This window comes from Kribbella sp. NPDC031520, assembly GCF_055580825.1.
This window is the reverse complement of sequence record NZ_JBVIKS010000001.1, coordinates 388,553-405,412: the sequence shown is the minus strand read 5'-3', so window position 1 is coordinate 405,412 and position 16,860 is coordinate 388,553. Positions and strand designations below refer to the sequence as shown.

General features: G+C 68.3%; 20 protein-coding genes. 10 read left to right on the top strand and 10 right to left on the bottom strand.

Going from position 1 to position 16,860, the window contains the following annotated elements; all coding sequences use genetic code 11:
• Positions 1 to 3: 3 nt before the first annotated feature.
• The 4 genes from ACZ5BU_RS01925 to ACZ5BU_RS01910 are packed head-to-tail and all read right to left on the bottom strand — an operon-like array spanning position 4 to position 4,130.
• Positions 4 to 816, bottom strand: a complete 813-nt coding sequence (locus ACZ5BU_RS01925; RefSeq protein WP_465694784.1) for a carbohydrate ABC transporter permease — start codon at positions 814 to 816, stop codon at positions 4 to 6.
• The gene (locus tag ACZ5BU_RS01920; protein ID WP_465694783.1) at positions 816 to 1,757 is read right to left on the bottom strand and encodes a carbohydrate ABC transporter permease; all 942 of its coding nucleotides are present in this window, start codon (positions 1,755 to 1,757) and stop codon (positions 816 to 818) included. The genes ACZ5BU_RS01925 and ACZ5BU_RS01920 overlap by 1 nt, the downstream gene beginning before the upstream one ends.
• Positions 1,757 to 3,052: a sugar ABC transporter substrate-binding protein gene (locus tag ACZ5BU_RS01915; RefSeq protein ID WP_465694781.1), complete on the bottom strand. Its 1,296-nt coding sequence runs from the start codon at positions 3,050 to 3,052 to the stop codon at positions 1,757 to 1,759. The genes ACZ5BU_RS01920 and ACZ5BU_RS01915 overlap by 1 nt, the downstream gene beginning before the upstream one ends.
• A gap of 19 nt (positions 3,053 to 3,071) precedes the next feature.
• A complete protein-coding gene (locus ACZ5BU_RS01910) occupies positions 3,072 to 4,130 on the bottom strand; it encodes a LacI family DNA-binding transcriptional regulator (protein WP_465694780.1) in 1,059 nt (352 codons plus the stop codon).
• A 104-nt stretch (positions 4,131 to 4,234) separates the two neighbouring features.
• Between ACZ5BU_RS01910 and ACZ5BU_RS01905 the strand changes: the two genes are divergently transcribed.
• A complete protein-coding gene (locus ACZ5BU_RS01905; RefSeq protein WP_465694778.1) occupies positions 4,235 to 4,810 on the top strand; it encodes a histidine phosphatase family protein in 576 nt (191 codons plus the stop codon).
• Positions 4,811 to 4,815: 5 nt separating this feature from the next.
• Here the strand turns inward: ACZ5BU_RS01905 and ACZ5BU_RS01900 are convergent, their stop codons facing one another.
• Together ACZ5BU_RS01900 and ACZ5BU_RS01895 are read right to left on the bottom strand one after the other, a co-directional pair.
• On the bottom strand, positions 4,816 to 5,772 hold the full coding sequence (locus tag ACZ5BU_RS01900; protein WP_465694777.1) for a hypothetical protein: 957 nt from the start codon (positions 5,770 to 5,772) through the stop codon (positions 4,816 to 4,818).
• A 142-nt stretch (positions 5,773 to 5,914) separates the two neighbouring features.
• Positions 5,915 to 6,469, bottom strand: a complete 555-nt coding sequence (locus ACZ5BU_RS01895) for a TetR/AcrR family transcriptional regulator (RefSeq protein WP_465694775.1) — start codon at positions 6,467 to 6,469, stop codon at positions 5,915 to 5,917.
• An 89-nt stretch (positions 6,470 to 6,558) separates the two neighbouring features.
• On the opposite strand from ACZ5BU_RS01895, the gene ACZ5BU_RS01890 reads away from it, so the two are divergent.
• The gene (locus ACZ5BU_RS01890) at positions 6,559 to 6,966 is read left to right on the top strand and encodes a DUF4267 domain-containing protein (protein ID WP_465694774.1); all 408 of its coding nucleotides are present in this window, start codon (positions 6,559 to 6,561) and stop codon (positions 6,964 to 6,966) included.
• Here ACZ5BU_RS01890 and ACZ5BU_RS01885 read toward each other — a convergent pair.
• Entirely contained in the window at positions 6,930 to 7,691 is a 762-nt protein-coding gene (locus tag ACZ5BU_RS01885) for a GNAT family N-acetyltransferase (RefSeq protein WP_465694773.1), read from the bottom strand. The two genes, ACZ5BU_RS01890 and ACZ5BU_RS01885, sit on opposite strands and share 37 nt — an antisense overlap.
• 16 nt (positions 7,692 to 7,707) lie before the next feature.
• Positions 7,708 to 8,514, bottom strand: coding sequence for an NAD(P)H-binding protein (locus ACZ5BU_RS01880; protein WP_465694771.1), 807 nt, complete (start codon positions 8,512 to 8,514; stop codon positions 7,708 to 7,710).
• Between the two features lie 86 nt (positions 8,515 to 8,600).
• Here ACZ5BU_RS01880 and ACZ5BU_RS01875 point away from each other — a divergent pair, with 86 nt between their 5' ends.
• Positions 8,601 to 9,302 carry a helix-turn-helix domain-containing protein gene (locus ACZ5BU_RS01875; protein WP_465694770.1) on the top strand — a complete coding sequence of 234 codons (702 nt, stop codon included), beginning with the start codon at positions 8,601 to 8,603 and terminating at the stop codon, positions 9,300 to 9,302.
• On the opposite strand, the gene ACZ5BU_RS01870 is transcribed toward ACZ5BU_RS01875, so the two are convergent.
• Complete coding sequence (locus ACZ5BU_RS01870) at positions 9,299 to 9,697, bottom strand: NUDIX hydrolase (protein ID WP_465694768.1); 399 nt, start codon at positions 9,695 to 9,697, stop codon at positions 9,299 to 9,301. The two genes, ACZ5BU_RS01875 and ACZ5BU_RS01870, sit on opposite strands and share 4 nt — an antisense overlap.
• A 68-nt stretch (positions 9,698 to 9,765) precedes the next feature.
• Here ACZ5BU_RS01870 and ACZ5BU_RS01865 point away from each other — a divergent pair, with 68 nt between their 5' ends.
• From ACZ5BU_RS01865 to ACZ5BU_RS01835, 7 genes are all read left to right on the top strand, one after another.
• Positions 9,766 to 10,686 (top strand): PHP domain-containing protein, encoded by a 921-nt coding sequence (locus ACZ5BU_RS01865; RefSeq protein WP_465694767.1) that lies wholly within the window; start codon positions 9,766 to 9,768, stop codon positions 10,684 to 10,686.
• Complete coding sequence (locus ACZ5BU_RS01860) at positions 10,683 to 11,300, top strand: MarC family protein (protein WP_465694766.1); 618 nt, start codon at positions 10,683 to 10,685, stop codon at positions 11,298 to 11,300. The genes ACZ5BU_RS01865 and ACZ5BU_RS01860 overlap by 4 nt, the downstream gene beginning before the upstream one ends.
• Positions 11,301 to 11,314: 14 nt before the next feature.
• Entirely contained in the window at positions 11,315 to 12,184 is an 870-nt protein-coding gene (locus ACZ5BU_RS01855; protein WP_465694764.1) for a RecB family exonuclease, read from the top strand.
• A gap of 76 nt (positions 12,185 to 12,260) precedes the next feature.
• A complete protein-coding gene (locus ACZ5BU_RS01850; protein WP_465694763.1) occupies positions 12,261 to 13,100 on the top strand; it encodes an alpha/beta fold hydrolase in 840 nt (279 codons plus the stop codon).
• 248 nt (positions 13,101 to 13,348) lie between these two features.
• A complete protein-coding gene (locus tag ACZ5BU_RS01845) occupies positions 13,349 to 14,146 on the top strand; it encodes an ABC transporter permease (RefSeq protein ID WP_465694762.1) in 798 nt (265 codons plus the stop codon).
• The gene (locus tag ACZ5BU_RS01840) at positions 14,139 to 14,954 is read left to right on the top strand and encodes an ABC transporter permease (protein ID WP_465694760.1); all 816 of its coding nucleotides are present in this window, start codon (positions 14,139 to 14,141) and stop codon (positions 14,952 to 14,954) included. The genes ACZ5BU_RS01845 and ACZ5BU_RS01840 overlap by 8 nt, the downstream gene beginning before the upstream one ends.
• Before the next feature lie 3 nt (positions 14,955 to 14,957).
• Positions 14,958 to 15,908: an ABC transporter ATP-binding protein gene (locus ACZ5BU_RS01835; protein ID WP_465694759.1), complete on the top strand. Its 951-nt coding sequence runs from the start codon at positions 14,958 to 14,960 to the stop codon at positions 15,906 to 15,908.
• Between the two features lie 9 nt (positions 15,909 to 15,917).
• Here the strand turns inward: ACZ5BU_RS01835 and ACZ5BU_RS01830 are convergent, their stop codons facing one another.
• Positions 15,918 to 16,847 carry a hypothetical protein gene (locus ACZ5BU_RS01830; protein WP_465694758.1) on the bottom strand — a complete coding sequence of 310 codons (930 nt, stop codon included), beginning with the start codon at positions 16,845 to 16,847 and terminating at the stop codon, positions 15,918 to 15,920.
• Positions 16,848 to 16,860 lie beyond the last annotated feature (13 nt).

Genomic DNA, 16,860 nt, shown 5'->3' with positions numbered 1-16,860 from the left:
CTCCTACTTGAGTCCGGTAATGGCGATGCCCTTGGTCACATGCCGCTGGAACGCCAGGAACATGACCAGCACCGGTACGACGACCACGACCGCGCCGGCCATCAGCAGGCCGTAGTTCTGCGCGTTCTGGCCGGTCGAGTACAGGGCGAGGGCGACGGGCAGGGTGTACTTGTCCTCGGTCTGGGCGATCACCAGCGGCCAGAGGAAGTTGTTCCACGATCCGAGGAACGTGAGGATGCCGAGCGTGGCCAGCGCCGGCCGGGTGAGCGGCAGCATGATCCGCGCGAAGATCCCGAGCTCGCTGGTGCCGTCGACCCGGCCCGCGTCGATCAGGTCGTCCGGCAGGCCGAGGAAGAACTGCCGCATCAGGAACACGCCGAACGGCGAGACCAGGAACGGCAGGATCAGGCCTGGGTACGAGTTCGCGAGGCCGGCGTTGGTGACGAGCACGAACAGCGGGACGAACGTGACCATGCCCGGGATCATCAGCGTCGCCATCACCACGACGAACAGCGCGTTGCGGCCCTTGAAGCGGAGCTTGGCCAGCGCGTAGCCGATCATCGAGCAGAACACCAGGTTGCCGGCCGTTACCGCCAGCGCGACGCCGGTCGAGTTGACGAAGTACCGCGGGAAGTTCGCCTTGCTGAACAGGTCGCCGTAGTTCTGCGTGGTCGCGTCCTGCGGCCACCACGTCGGCGGGACCCGGAGCAGTTCGCCCTGGGTCTTGAAGCTGCCGAGCACCATCCACAGGAACGGCGCCGCGACCGCGACCAGACCGAGCACCCCGATCAGGTAGATCCACCAGGTACGGCGCATCACTTCTCCCTCAGGAGCCGGAACTGGATGAACGTGATCACCGCGATGACGACGAACAGGATGTACGCCATCGACGTCGCGAGACCGTAGTTGCCGAAGCCGAACTGGTCGTACGTCGCCATCGACACCGAGACCGTGCTGTCCAGCGGGCCGCCCTGGGTCATCACGAACGGTTCCTCGAAGAACTGCAGGTAGCCGATGCCCGTGGTGACGCTGGTGAACAGGACGGTCGGGCGGAGCAGCGGCAGGATCAGGTACCGGAACCGTTGCCAGGAGCCCGCGCCGTCGATCTGGCCGGCCTCCTCGACCGACTCCGGGATGCCCTGCAGACCGGCCAGGAAGATGATCATCGCGGAACCGAAGTTCCGCCAGACCGCCATCGCGATCAAGCTCGGCATCGCCCAGGTCTTGGACGCGAGCCAGTTGGGTCCGTCGATGCCGACCCAGCCGAGCACGGTGTTCAGCAGGCCGTTGTCGGGGGAGAGTACGAACCGCCAGATGACGGCGATCGCGACGATCGAGGTCACCACCGGGAGGTAGTACCCGACCTTGAACAACGCCTGGAACCGCTTCACGCCCCGGTCGAGCAACACCGCCGCCGCCAACGCGACCACCAACGTCAACGGCACGCCGACGACGACGAAGTACGCCGTATTGAACGCCGCCTTCCGAAACGTCTCGTCGCCGAGCGCCTTCACATAGTTGCCGAACCCAACCCCGTTAACCGAAAACGGCGTCCGCAAATCCCGCTGCTTGATGTCCGTGAACGACATCCCCAAAGACCCCAGCACCGGGCCTGCCGTAAACGCAAGGAACAACACGACGAAAGGCAGTGCGAGGGTCCAGGCCGCGACAGCTTCACGGCTGATCTTCCGGCGCGGACGCCCGGGCGGCGCGGACCGCCGTACCGCCCGGGTCTCCGACTCGGTGACGACCGTCATCAGCTACCGCCGGTGCCGATCTGGGATGCCTTGGTCTGGATGGCTTTGGCGGTGTCGGCGGGGGACTGGCCGGACTTCGTCAGCTTCTCGATCTCGGTGTCGAACGCCTTCGCGACCTGTTCCCAGTTCACGATCGCCGGCGGTGCCTTCGCGTCCTCGAGCTGCTTACCGAACACCGGCAACAGCGGGTCGGACGCGATGCTCGGGTCCTGCCACGCGCTCTTTACCGCCGGCAGGTCCGACGACATCTTGAACCACGACGCCTGCGTCTTCGCGTCCGACAGCCACTTGACCAGCTTCCACGCACTGTCCTTGTTCTTCGACGACTTGAACACCACGAAGTCCGACCCACCCACGAACGATGTCGACGTCTTGTTCTTCGGCAGCTGGAAGACGCCGATGTTCGGCTTGATCGCGTCACCGCCGGCCTTCGCCACCGAGCCCGCCATCCACGGACCGGAGATGAACATGGGCACCTGCCCGTTCACGAACTGCGCCTCGGTCTGGTTCGGCGGCAGGTCGGTGCCGGCCAGCTTCTCGGTGAAGAACGACTGGTAGTACTTCAGCCCCTCCTGCATCTCCGGCGTGTCGAACGTGAACGACTTCTGGTCGTCCCCGGTGATGTTCGCGCCGGCCGACCACGCGAACGGCATCACCGTCTGCCAGGACCCGTCACCACCCGGCTGCAGGTTGATCCCGTACTTCGCGCCGGCCTTCTCCTTCATCGCCTTGGCCATCGCCTTCAACCCGTCCCAGTCGGTCGGCGGCGTACTGAAACCGGCCTTCGCGGCGAGATCCTTGCGGTAGAACACCAGCCGCGTCTCGACGTACCAAGGAACGCCGTACTGCGTCCCGGCAACCTTCGTGGTGTCCAGCGCGCCCGGGTAGAACCCGGAGTTGTCGAACCCCTGCGGTGTCGGGTCGAGCGCGCCGAGGTCGGCGAACTCGCCCATCCAGGTGGTACCGACCATCGCCGCGTCCGGCAGTGTGTTCGCGGTGATCGCGGTGGTGAGCTTGTTGTGCGCCGCGTCCCACGGGATCGGGGTGACGGTCACGTTCACGCCCGGGTTGGCCTGCTTGAACTGCTCCATCAGCTTGGGCAGGTTCTCGCCTTCGGTGCCCATCGCCCAGACGGTCAGGTTGCCTGTCGCGGGTCCTTGACTGACCGTCGTCGTGGCTTGTGACCCGGTGCTCGGTGTATCGCTCGACCGTCCACAACCGGCGAGCGCCAGCGCTGTGGCGGTCAGTGCAGCGCTGCCGATCACCAGCCGGCGGCGGATGCTGTGGGTGAACATTGATTGTCTCCTCACTCGGTTACTGCTTCTTTGCATCCCCCGGGTGCGTGCCACAGCTGTCCCGCAGCACCAGTTGTGTTGCCAGTACGTCGTTCCGTGCCCGGGTACGGGTCCCGGTCACGCGTTCGTGCAGCCGCTCCGCGGCCACCCGCCCCAACTCGGCCATCGGCTGCCGCACAGTCGTCAACCCCGGCGACACGTACCGCGCCGCCATCACGTCGTCCCACCCCGTCACCACAATCTCGCCCGGCACCCCGACCCCGTTCGCGACAAACGTCGCCAACGCAGCCAACGCCAACTCGTCGTTGGCACAAACCAACCCGTCCGGCCGGACGGCCTCACCCGCCGCCCCGTGCCGGCGGATGGTTGCCTGAAGCATCTTCTCGGCAACGGCCCGGCCGGCCTCCTCCGTCAGCGGGACCCGGATCGGCTTCGGCACCTGCAGCCCGCGGAGTTCGTGTGCTTTCGCGAATCCCGCGTACCGCTCGGACACGTCGTACGAACTGGAGGGGTCACCAACGAACAGGAGATTCCGACGACCGTGGTCGAGCAGCCGGGTGGTGAGCTGCTCGGCACTGGCCGCACTCTCGCTCCGGACCGAGTCGCACCCGGTGACCGGCGGATGCGCGATCAGCACCACCGGTACGCCGGCCTTCCGCAACCCCTGCACGGTCGGCAGTTCCAGAGCGTTGCCGTGGACAACGATCCCGTCGACCCGCCCGGCCAGGTCCATCACCGTTCGGCGTGGATCCGGGTTGCCGTGCGTCACCGTGATCACGACGCTCTGCCCGTGCTCACCGGCCCACCGCTCGTATCCCATCAACAGGTCCCCGTAGAACGGACCCGCGAGATCGGGCAGTACCAGACCGTGTGCCTCGTGGCGCTGTACGGCGAGACTCCGGGCGGCCCGCAGCGGTACGTAGTTCAGCTCCTGCGCCGCTTGGTCCACCCGCGCCCGCGCCTTCGCCGACACGGGCCCAGTCCCTTGCAGGACACGCGAAACCGTCGCGATCGACAGCTTCGCGCGGGCCGCGACGTCGTAGATCGTCGCCGGCCGCCCGGTGGGTCCGGAAGGCACTGGATCACTCCTGAGCAGAAAGTGGAAGCGCTTACAGTTTCGATACCCTGCCCTGGATCGTTCAAACGGTCAAGACCTCGCGGCCGGTCTGAGAGGATGCAAGCGTGACCACAGAGGAGCGAGAGGACCGGGTCTTCCTGGTCCGGCACGGGGAGACCGAGTGGAGCAAGTCGGGGCGGCACACGTCCGTCACCGATCTGCCGCTGACGCCGGACGGTGAACGCGTCGCCGCGGGTTTGAAGGAGCGCCTGGCGGGGGAGTCCTTCGACCTGGTACTGACCTCACCACGGCAACGCGCCCGCCGTACCGCCGAACTGGCCGGCTTCCCGGACGCCGAGGTCGACGACGACCTGGTCGAGTGGGACTACGGCGACTACGAAGGAATCACCACCGCCGAGATCCGCAAGTCGGTCCCCGGCTGGACTGTCTGGGACAACCCGGTCCCGAACGGCGAGACCCCTTCGCAGGTCGCGGCCCGCCTCGACCGCGTCAACGCCCGCCTCGCCGCCGTCCCCGGCGACGTACTGGTCTTCGGCCACTCACACGCCCTCCGCGCCCTGACAGCCCGCTGGCTGGAACTGGCCGTCACCGAAGGCCGCCACTTCGTCCTCAACACCGCCACCATCTCCACCCTGGGCTGGGAACGAGGCTCCCCCGCCATCCTCCACTGGAACAGCTGACCCGATCATCGGACCGGGCAGCCGGGACCGCACGGCTTGGCCACGAGACCGGACTCCGTACGGCGAAGTACCTGGAGCACCTGTACGGCGGCCTCGCACGGCCGGCTGGTGACGTCGAACCAGCCGTAACGCAGCGTGGATTCGGCGCGCAGTGTGGCGCGGTTGTCCCGATCGAGATCACGCCAACGTTGGTGTGGGACCAGGTGCAATCGCCCATCGAGCTCGACCAGCAGTGCGAAGCCGGCGTAGAACACATCGGTGAACTCCCGGTCGACGGCGCGCTGCCGGATGCCGGACGGCAACCCGTGGCGACGTTCCACGTCGCGCAGATAGCGCAGCTCGAGCAATGAGTGAGTTCCGGCGGCGACATCGGACAGGATCGGCCGCAGCAACCGGCGATAGCGCAGGCGCGGGCGGGCGTCCAGCGACCGCAGGATGTCGGCCGGAGCGATCCGGCCGCTCTGGCAGGCCTCGGCGATGACGGCGGCCGCTTTGTCCAGCGACGGTGCCGTGCCGACGATGTCCAGCACCGCGTCCACGGCCGTCCGCCGCGGTGGCACCACCGCTGCGAGGCGGTCGGCCCAGTGTTCGTCGCGATGAATGATCAGCCGCGGTCGCGGCTGGACCTTGCGATGCTTCGGAATCGTCACGTGGACGGGCCGTGCGTGATCGGGTTTCAGCAGGCCTAGTTGCTCGGCGGCCGTGTAGTGGCTCCATGCCGCGTCAGGACCCGCATACAGCAGTGCGGCCACGAGATGTTCGTCGTACCCGATCGGACCGGTGTGCGTGGTGTAGACGCCCGGGTGGACGACCTGCCAGCGACGCCCACGTAGCCCTCGCCGGATCCGGGACTCGGACCAGCCGGCGGCCTGCAGCTGCACGCGGGACACAACCCGGAACTGGGTGTGGATCAGCACGTGGATGCCTTCGTCGGCGAGTTGCCGTCGCCACCACCAGTCCATCCACCCAACCCTGGCACATCCGCCCCGACCCCGGCCCGCCCCCTGTGGACAACTGCCCGGACCCTCAGGACGAACCGGTTTGTGGAAGAAAATAGCCGCCAGGCGTGCATTTTCTACCACAAACCAGCAATGCCGGGCGCGGTCAGCGGGTTAGTAGCTCGACCAGCAGCTCTGCGCGGGCCTGGCGAAGCGTGGGGCGGAGGCGGTTCGTGCGGTTCAGGACGGCCTGGCCGTGGAGGGCGCTCCACAACACCTCGGCGAGCGTCTCCGGATCGTCGTCGGCAAAGGGCTCTACAGCGGCGACGAACTCGTCGAAGGCGGCTTTCAGGGCGGCGGGGCTTTCCGGACTGCCGAAGGCGAGGTTCGTGGGGCGGACGAACATCGCCTCGTAGGCGGCTGGGTGTTCGGCGGCGTAGTCGAGGTACGCCTGCGCCAACGCGTGCAGGCCACCGGTCTCGCGCGCTTCGCGGAGTACCGCGGTGAGTTCCTCGACGCCTTGCAGGGCGATCGCGTCGGCGATCGCGTTCATGTTCTTGAAGTGGCCGTACAGGACGGGCTGGCTGTAGTCGACGGCCTCGGCCAGGCGGCGGGTGGTGACGGCGTCCCAGCCGTCGGACTCGGCGAGCTCGCGGGCGGTACGCAGGATCAGGTCACGGCGCTCCTCGCGAGCCCGCTCCCGGCGTGACTGGGTCGGCATGAGCAAAGACTAGCACCGCTAGACAATCTAGCGATGACCGGGTTAGCATCGCTAGGAAAGTTAGCGCTGCTAGTTCGAGGAGTCCTCCCATGCGTCGTTTCACCACCGTCCTGACCGTCCTGCTGGGCGTCTTCCCGCTCACCTTCGGCTCCCAGTTCCTGTTCGCGGGGCACACCGCCGCCCCGAGTTTCGGGATCCCCGAATGGCCGACCGGCGTTGCCGCCGGGTACTTCGCGGTGAAGGGGATCCGCGACATCGTCCTCGGGCTGAACGTGCTCGCGCTGCTCGCGCTCCGTCAGCGCCGCGCGACCGGCGTGATGATGGCGATCACCGCGCTCGCACCGATCACCGACATGATCACCGTCTTCTCGCACGGCGGTCCGGCCGCGACCGCGCTGGGCGTACACGGTCTGACGGCCGCCGTCATGCTGGTCGACGCGTTCCTCCTGCTGCGCGAGCGTCAGCCGGCCGAGGTGCTCGAGCCCGTCCACTCGTAGAGGTCGATCGTGCAGTACTCGCGGAACCCGAGCGCCTCGTACACCGGACGCCCGGCCGCGGACGATCCGAGTACGGCGTACTCCAGGCCTGCGTGGCGGAGTACGCCGTACGTGATCGCCGCGCCGATGCCGCGCCGGCGCATCGGCGGGACGGTCATCACGAAGTACAGCCCTGCGACGCCCGCGCCGAGGAAGACGGTCGCCGTTGCCACCGGAGTACCGTCGAGCCGGCCGATGAAGTGCCGCCACGGTTCGCCGTACCCGAGGGTGCGGTACGTCGACGCGACCCACCGCGCCTCCCACTCGCCCTCACCGAACCCCTGCCCGAGCGTCGCCTCCCACACCGCCAACGCCTCGTCGTCAACGACCCGCGTGATCGTCAACCCCGGTACGCCACGCGGCGCGATCAACTCCGGGATCCGCACGGCCATGCCGGGCTCCGAGCCGGCGGCCACGAAACCGGCCGCCGTCAGCGCCGTACGATCGATCCGCATCGACGGGCCGACATGCCACGTCCCGGGTACGTCGTGTTTCCTCAACTCTGCAAGGGATTCCGCGACCACCTCGGCGTCGGACGCCCGGACGACGGCGTTGTGGTAGTCGATCGGCGACCCACCGATCGTCCACTCCGCGCGGTCGTCGACGCGCTGCGAACCGCCGCCCGCTTCACCCATCGCCATCAGCAGTTCGGCCGCGTTGTCCTCGATCGCGCGTACGAGATCCATCCGGCCAGTCTGGCGCTCAGGTGAAGTAGGCGCGAGCCCATTCCTCGAAGGTATGCGCCGGCCGGCCGAGTGCGCGCTCGACGTCGTCCGTCACAGTCTGCTCGCCGCCCGACCGGATCAACTCCGCACCCCGCAGCGCGACCGACACGACCGCCTCGTCCAGCCCCGCCTGCCGTAGCTGCTGCGCATAGGTGTCGAGTGGTACGTCGACCACGGTCAGCTGGGACCCAAGTACCTCGGACAACACGGCGGCTTGGTCCGGAACGCTCAGCAGTTCGGGGCCTGTCAGCGTATAGATCTGGTCGTGGTGGTCGGAAACGAGTGCCTCCACGGCGACCGCGGCGACGTCTCGCGGGTCCACGAACGCGTGCCGGCCGAGACCTGTCTGGTTGGGGATCGGCTGGCCGTCGCGGATCGCCGGCAGCCAGCGCAGTACGTTCGACGCGAATCCGGCCGGGCGGAGGATCGTCCACGCCAGGCCGCTCTCCCGGACGGCGCGTTCACCGGCGGCATGCCAGCTCCCGGGCGTGTCTTCCGTCGTCCCGATGGCCGATAACTTGACGATCTTCTGTACGCCGGTTTCGCGAGCGGCGTCCACCAAGGCCTGGTCGTGCGCCGGGACCCACGGGCCGGGCGCGGTGAGGAGGAACACCGTCTCCGCCCCGTCGATTGCCTTTCGCAACGATTCGGGGTCGTCGAAGTCCGCCTGTACGAAGGAGTCGTGCGGCCTGCGCGTCATCCCGCGGAACGGGATGCTGCGGGCAACCAACTGCCGGACGAGCTCACTGCCGATGGTGCCGGTCGCACCGGTAACGAGAATCATGCCGCCACTCTGATCGCCTCGTGAACCCCCGGGATAGGAACTTTCGGTACTACGGAACCCGCCGGCAGACGGCTACGCTCGAAGCCGTGCACCCGTGGATCGAGACCGTCACCCTGACGCCGGCGACGACGCCGATCACCGTCCTCGCGCCGGATCCGGCAACCACGGTGGTCTGGCGGATGACGCCCGCCGGCGAGAGCGACGTACTGGTCGCAGGCCCGCGCACCAAGGCGACGTACCACGCAACGAAGGAACTACCGGTCTGCCTACGCCTCCGAATCCGCCCCGGCGGCGTCATCCCCCTACTCGGCACGGAGCCGGACGACCTGGTCGACCGGGTCGTACCGCTTCCCGACCTGTGCGGGCGTTCGGCAACCGACCTCGCCGAACGCCTCGTCACCCACCGCGACGACCTCGAGCGAGCAGCGGACATGCTCCATGACTACCTCGTCGCCCGGCTGCCGCCGCGCCTTCCGAGCCGCCTCAACCTCGTCCGCACCGCAGCGACGGACCTGACGGAGCGGCGGGTGGATGAGGCCGCCTCCAAGCTGGGAGTGAGTGAGCGGTATCTGCGGCGGGTGTTCCGGCAGGCGGTCGGGGTCTCGCCCAAGCATTTCGCCCGGATCAGCCGTGTACGTAGCGTGCTCGGGCAGGGCAGGTCGTGGGCCGACACGGCGGCGTACGCCGGGTACTCCGACCAGTCGCACCTCATCGCGGACTTCCGCGCGCTGATGCACGTCACCCCGAAAGCCTTCGCCGCGGGCAACGTCCCCCTCAGCGCCTGCTAACCAGGCAGTGCGTTCCACTGGTCCAACGTGGAAACGAGCAAGGTCGTCGTCGGCAGGGCTGTGATCTCCGAGCGGGTGACGAAGCGTGCGTCCGTCGCGTCGTCACCTGGCGTCAACGTCCCGCCGACCGCCGTCGCCTCGTAGTCGCGGATCACGTACAGCTGTCCGCGCGGACCCGGCCGCTCGACCTCACCGACCAACGCACCGACGGCGACGGTCAGACCGGTCTCCTCCGCGACCTCGCGGGCGACCGCCGACGGGTCGTCCTCGCCGGGTTCGACCCGGCCGCCCGGGATCGACCACAGACCACGGCCCGGCTCGTTGGCCCGCCGGACGACCAGAAGCCGGTGCTGCTCGTCGTACACCAGGGCACCCACACAGTCGACGCGCTCCATGCACCCCGAGGATAGAGCGTCTGTGCATAAGTGCCAGGGCAGACGGGTGAACGCGGATAGCATCAGCGGTGACAGATGACCCGGCGAAGGGACTAGGCCAGCTCGTGCGCATCGACCTGCACACCCACTCGAACCGTTCGGACGGCACCGACCCGGTGGACGTCCTGATCCGGCATGCGCACGAGGCGGGGCTGGACGTGATCGCGCTCACCGACCACGACACCGCCGACGGCTGGGTGGAGGGCAGGCGGGCCGCGGAGGAGCTCGGGATCGGGTTCGTGCCGGGCCTGGAGATCTCCTGCAAGCTGAACGGGATCAGCGTCCACCTGCTCGGCTACCTGCCCGATCCGTCGTACCCGCCGCTCGCGAGCGACCTGCAGATCGTCCGCGAGGGCCGTACCGACCGGATCCCGACGATCGTCGCCCGGCTGAACAGCATCGGCGTACCGCTCACCGTCGACGAGGTGCTCGCCCAGGCGACCGGTACGCCGTCGGTCGGCCGCCCGCACGTGGCCGACGCCCTGGTCGCGAACGGCACGGTCGCGAACCGGAGCGAGGCCTTCGACAAGTACCTCGCCGACGGCCGCGCCGGGCACGTCCCGCACTACGCTCTCGAGCCGGGGCACGCGATCGACCTGGTACGTGCGGCTGGCGGCGTACCGGTGATCGCGCACCCGTGGGGCCGGTCGAGCTACAAGGTGATGACCGAGGAGACCCTCGGCCGGCTGGTCGACGACCACGGGCTGGCGGGGATCGAGGTCGACCATCAGGACCACTCGCCGGAGTCCCGGGAGGCGCTGCGCGCGATCGCGCGGAACCTCGGCATCATCTACACCGGCTCCAGCGACCACCACGGTCTCGGCAAGATCGACCACGACCTCGGCGTGAACAGTACCGAGCCCGAGCAGTTCGACCGGTTGCTCGAGATCGCCAAGGCCAACGCCGCCGCCTCCGACGATGCCGCAGTACCAGAGGCCTACCTCCCGTGAACAGCGTCATCAACGCGGGCCTGTTCAGCTCGGTCTTCGTCACGCTGTTCGTGATCATGGACCCGCCGGGCACCGTGCCGCTGTTCATCTCGCTGACCGCGGGGCAGTCCCGCGCCGTCCGGAAGAAGGCGGCCTGGCAGGCGGTGCTGGTCGCGTTCGGCGTGATCGTGGTGTTCGCCGCGTTCGGGCAGCAGATCCTCAAGCACCTCGGCATCACGCTCCCCGCGCTGCAGTGCGCGGGCGGTCTGCTGCTCCTGCTGATCGCGCTGCAGTTGCTGACCGACACCGCCGAGGACCCGGTTCAGACCAAGAACGTGAACATCGCCTTCGTTCCACTCGGTACGCCGCTGCTCGCAGGCCCCGGCGCGATCGTCGCGACGATGGTGTTCGTGCAGCGCGCGAACGGATCGTTGCCGGACGTGGTTGCGATCTCGGCCGGGATCGTCGCGATCCACCTGGTGATGTGGCTGACGCTGCGCTTCTCCGGCATCATCATGCGGATCCTCGGCGAGAACGGCGTCCTCCTGATCACCCGGATCGCCGGTCTGCTGCTGAGCGCGATCGCCGTACAGCTGGTGGCCGGCGCGGTCCGCGACTTCATCCGGGCAGGTTGATCGTGCTTCCTGGAATGCCCACCCGATTGTTCGTGGCGACGCCGACGAAGCTGCTCACGTTCGCCGACTGCAAACGCAAGTACCGCTATACCTACCTCGAGACGCCGCGGCCGCCGAAGGGTCCGCCGTGGGCGCACAACACGGTCGGCGCGATCGTTCACGAGGTGCTCGCGGACTTCTTCGGCCGCTGGCCCGCCTCCCGCCGTACCCCGGACGAGGTGGTCGCGAAGATGCGTTCGAGCTGGCGCAGCGAAGGGTTCCGCGACGAGCAGCAGTCGCTCGACTGGCGGGAACGCTCGACCGAAATGGTCCTCGGGTACCTGCGCGACTCCGATCCGTACTACGAACCGCGCGGGGTCGAACGTACCGTCGCCTTCACCACGGCGCGGGCGTCGCTGCGCGGCCGGGTCGACCGGATCGACGAACGCCCGGCCCGCGACGGCAGCGGCGGTACCGAGCTCGCGATCGTCGACTACAAGACCGGCCGCCGCCCGCTGACCTCGACCGACGCACGGTCCTCGCTCGCGATGGCGCTGTACGTACTCGGCGCCCGCCGCGTGCTGCACAAACCGTGCACCCGCGTCGAGCTGCACCACCTGCCGACCAACACCGTCGCGGCGGCGGACCACGACGAGGCGTCGCTCGCCCGGCACCAGAAGCGCGCCGAGTCGATGGCCGACGACGCGGCCGCCGCCGAGGCACGCTGGGCCGAAGGCCTCACGCCCGCCGAGGCCGACGAGGCGTTTCCGCCGGAGCCCTCGCCGCTGTGCGGCTGGTGCGACTTCGCCAAGATCTGCCCGCAGGGGCGCCGCGAGGCCCCGACCCGCGATCCGTGGGCCGGTCTCGACGAGCCTGCCGCGATCCCGCTGGAGGACGTCAGCTGACAGGCGTGCCAGCGCCGTGTGCGTGCGGTGCCAGCGGGTTGGGTGAGCCTGAGGGTGGATGAAAGGGGCTCGCCTGATGGGTGCGAAGACTGTGAACAAGCTGGCGGTTCCGGGGGCCGTGCTGCACTACGAGGTCGCCGGCTCCGGGCCGGTGCTGCTGCTGATCGCCGGTGACGGGACCGACGCGGGCGTGTACTGCGGGATCGTCGGACAGCTTGCGGCGGAGTACACGGTCGTCACGTACGACCCACGCGGCAACTCCCGCAGCGGGTACGACGGCGACCCGGCGGACGAGTCCGTCGAGCAGTCGGCCGCGGACGCGCTCGCTTTGATCGACGCGGTCGCTGGGGACGAACCGGCGTACGTCTTCGGCAGCAGCTCCGGCGCCATCACCGGGCTCGAGCTGATCACCCGGTACCCGGACCGCGTACGGTTGCTGGTCGCGCACGAGCCGCCGTGCACCGAGGTACTCCCGGACGCCGCCGACGCGCGCGCGTTCTTCGAGGAGGTCTACAGCACGTACCACCAGGACGGGCTGACCGCGGCCGATGTGGTGTTCATGATGGGCACCGGGATGGACCGGGACGCGATGCCGCCGCTGGAGGACCTGCTGCCGGAGTACCGCGAGCTGGCCGAGCGGATGCAGGCGAACGCGGCCAACTTCTACGAGCACAAGCTGCTGCCGTTCACCCGGTACGTCCCGGATCTGTCAGCCCTGAAACGCGTTGCGGATCGGGTGGTGCCGGCGGCCGGGCTGGAGTCGTACGCGCATCTGCCGGCTCGGCCGGTCGAGATCATCGCGGACCACCTCGGCTGGCCGGTGGTGATGTTCCCGGGCGGCCACGGCGGATACTCCAGCCGCCCGGCGCCGTTCGCCACCCACCTCGCCCATCTGCTGAAGACCGACACGCTGTAGCTTTCCCCGGGCACCGGTCCGGGCGCGGGTCTGAGGGGTCCCGCGCCCGGACCGGTTATTCGTGTTGACGGTTGCTCGTACGGCGGCGTACCGTCCCACTTCTGCCTTTGACAATCGGCGTGGTTCGACCATGCCTTCACAGTGGTGTCCGAACCCCCGGGTCCTCTTGGATTCGGGGCGGTTCCGCGTGCCGCTGTGCCTGTCGGACACCACCTTTCCGTGCTTTGCGTGTGCGAGAGGAGGTAGTGGTGGGTGTCTACTGGGCGATCGCCGTACGGTCCTTCCGGCGGTTCTCGACGTACCGGATCGCCACCGTGTCGGGCATCTTCACCAACACGGTCTTCGGGTTCATCCTCTGCGGCGTGTACCTGACGCTCTGGCGCGAGCGGCCCGGGCTCGGCGGGTACGACGTACCGGACGCGCTGACGTTCGTCTGGTTGCAGCAGGGGTTGCTGGTGCCGGTCGGGATCTTCGGCGCGACCACGACGAACGAGCTGGGGGAGCGGGTCCGCAGCGGCGCGATCGCGGTCGACCTGTACCGGCCGACGCAGCTGTTGCTGTGGTGGTTGTCGGTCGACCTCGGGCGGGCGACGTTCGAACTGCTCGCCCGCGGCGGGGCGCCGCTACTCGTTGGTGCACTGGTCTTCGACCTCAAGTTCCCTTCAAGCGTGGCCCTCTGGCCGCTGGTCGCCCTCGGGCTGGTGCTCGGGATCATGGTCAGCTTCGCGATCCGGTACCTGGTCGCGCTGTCCGGGTTCTGGATCACCGACTCGCGTGGGATGGAGCAGCTCGCGCTGGTGCTGTCCCTGTTCTTCGCCGGGACGATCCTGCCACTGGTCGCGTTCCCGGGCTGGCTCGGCGTGATCGCCCGCGCGACGCCGTGGGCCGCGACCATGCAGGTGCCGATCGACATCTGGCTCGGGCGGAACCCGGGCGGCACCGGCGCGGCGCTGCTGTTCCAGTTCGGATGGCTGCTCGTGCTGGTACTGGCCGGCCAACTCGCCACCACCCTGGCGACCCGGAAGGTGGTGATCCAAGGTGGTTGAGCGTGTGTTGAGGGCGCCGGCGCAGTACTGGCTGCTGATCGTGATGTGGATCCGGTCGGTGCTGGCGTACCCGGCGTCGTTCGTGCTGATGCTGGTCGGCTCGACGCTGGTCACCCTGACCGACTTCGTCGCGGTGCTGATCATGTTCAGCCACATCACCGCGTTCGGAGGGTTCTCGTTCGGCGAGATGGCGTTGCTCTACGCAACGTCCTCGACCGCACTGGGGATGGCCGACCTGCTCACGGGTTCGATCGAACGGGTCGGCGAGCGGATCCGGACCGGGGCGTTCGACGCGTACCTGATCCGGCCGGTGCCGGCGTTCCTGCAGGCGGCCGCCGACGGGTTCGCGCTGCGCCGGCTCGGTCGCCCGTTGCAGGCCGGTACCGTCCTGGTGTTTGCCCTGAGCAAGGTCGACATCGACTGGACGGTTGCCCGCGGCATCATGCTGGTGGTCGCGCTGATCACCGGATCGGTGATCTTCGGGGCGCTGTTCGTAGTCGGTGCTGCGTTCCAGTTCGTCGCGATCGACTCCGCGGAGCTGGCGAACTCGGTCACGTACGGCGGGCAGGCGCTGACCCAGTTCCCGCTGACGGTCTTCGGCAAGGAGATCGTGCGGGCCGTGACGTTCGTCGTACCACTTGCCTTTGTCAACTACTACCCGGTGCTCTTCGTACTGGGTAAGCCGGCGCCGCTCGGGTTGCCGTCCTGGATCGGGGTGCTGTCGCCGGTGGTGGCCGCACTCATGGTCGCAGTGGCGTCGCTCGCGTGGCGGGCCGGTCTTCGTCGCTATCGCAGTACAGGGAGCTGAGCTGTGTCTGTCATCGAGTTGTCCGACGTGACGCGATCCTTCACGGTGCGTTCGCGCACCGGGTTCCGCCGTACCAGCCGGGAAGTGCGGGCGGTCGACGGGTTGTCGTTCACCGTCGAACGCGGGGAAGTCGTCGGCTACATCGGCCCGAACGGAGCCGGGAAGTCCACCACGATCAAGATGCTGACCGGCATCCTGGTCCCGTCCGGCGGCACGATCCGGGTCGCCGGCGTCGACCCGTCGCGTCATCGCCTGAAGCTCGCGAAACGCATCGGAGTCGTCTTCGGTCAACGTACGACGCTGTGGTGGGACCTCCCGCTGAAGGACTCGTTCGCCGTCCTGCAGAAGATGTACGGCGTACCGCTGGAACGGCACCGCGAGAACCTGGCCACCTTCGTCGAACTGCTGGACCTGGGCGACCTGCTCGACGTCCCCGTCCGGCAACTCTCGCTGGGGCAAAGGATGCGCGGCGACATCGCGGCCGCCCTGCTGCACGACCCCGAGATCGTCTACTTGGACGAACCAACGATCGGCCTCGACGTGATCAGCAAGGCCCGGCTCCGCGAGTTCCTGGCCGAGGTGAACGCGAACCGCCGTACCACCATCATCCTCACCACCCACGACCTCGACGACATCGAAGCCCTCTGCACCCGGGTCATGGTCATAGACCACGGCCACCAAATCTTCGACGGCACCCTGGACCAACTCAAAGCCGGCCAATCCGCGCCCCGCACCCTGGTAGTCGACCTGGCGACGTCCCTGCCGCCCATCGACATCACCGGCGCCACGGTCGTGAAGGTCGACGGCCCCCGCCAGCACCTGACCTTCCCCACCACAACCAGCGCCGCGCCCCTGCTCACCCAACTGGCCGCGAACTACCCCCTCGTCGACCTGTCCATCTCCGAACCAACCATCGAGTCCGTCATCACCCAGCTCTACACGCCCGCCACCTGACCGGGCCGCTCAGCCACGGGCCAGTCCACCGCCGCGGTTCAGCGCCTTCGGCGCCATTCGCTCGGTGCCTGCGTCGACGACGGGCCGGTCGGCCGGCGGTGCCGGGATCCGCAACTGCTCCCGCATCACCTGGTTGAACGCCTCCTGCCCGCGGACCATCCCGTCCAGGTCGATTGCCTGCGGCAACACCGGCGCCACGTCGAACACCCGGGTGTGCGCCGCCACCAGGAACGTGCGCATGATCGCATCACTGCCGCGCTCCATCTCGGGCGCCTGGATCAGGAAGTAGGCGGCATCGATGAACTTCTGCCGCAGCTCGGGGTCGTGCGGATCCAACCGGCCCTCGTCAGCACGCTGCGCCTCCAACTCAGCGAGCGTCTCGAACGAGGCCTGCCGTAGCACTTCCCGGTCCGCGAACGTCGCGGTCTCTGTCGTGACGGTGAAGTGGTAGATCGACCGGGTCAACCGGTTGCCGTTGATCGTCCGGCCGTCCCGCAGCGTCACGATGTTCTGCAGCACGGAGTGGCCCATCAGCCGGCCGATGGCAACCTGGTTCAGTTCCGTGAGCAGCAGGACGGCGGGCGACGTGGGCTCGAACGCATCCGCCGGCGGTGTGATCGGGTAGCGCATCGAGATGCCGGGCGCGATCGCGGTGCGGAACTCCTCGACCTCACTGGTGGGCCGGGGCCAGCGCCCGCCCGCGGCCACCTGGTACCGCCACGCGCTCACGTGCCGGAACGCCGCCTCGAACGCCGCCGCCCGATCCCCCGCACTGTCAGCCGTCGCGAGCCGCTCGGCCAGCAACTCCAGCGCCGCATTAGCCTCGGCCGCCTGAACCTGAGCGAACCCGGCAAGCTGATCCCACGCCGCCGGATTGTTGCTCCACTTCAGCACATCCGGCGTCGGAAAACTCCGCGCCGTGATCCGCTCAGCACCCATATCCGGTGACTCT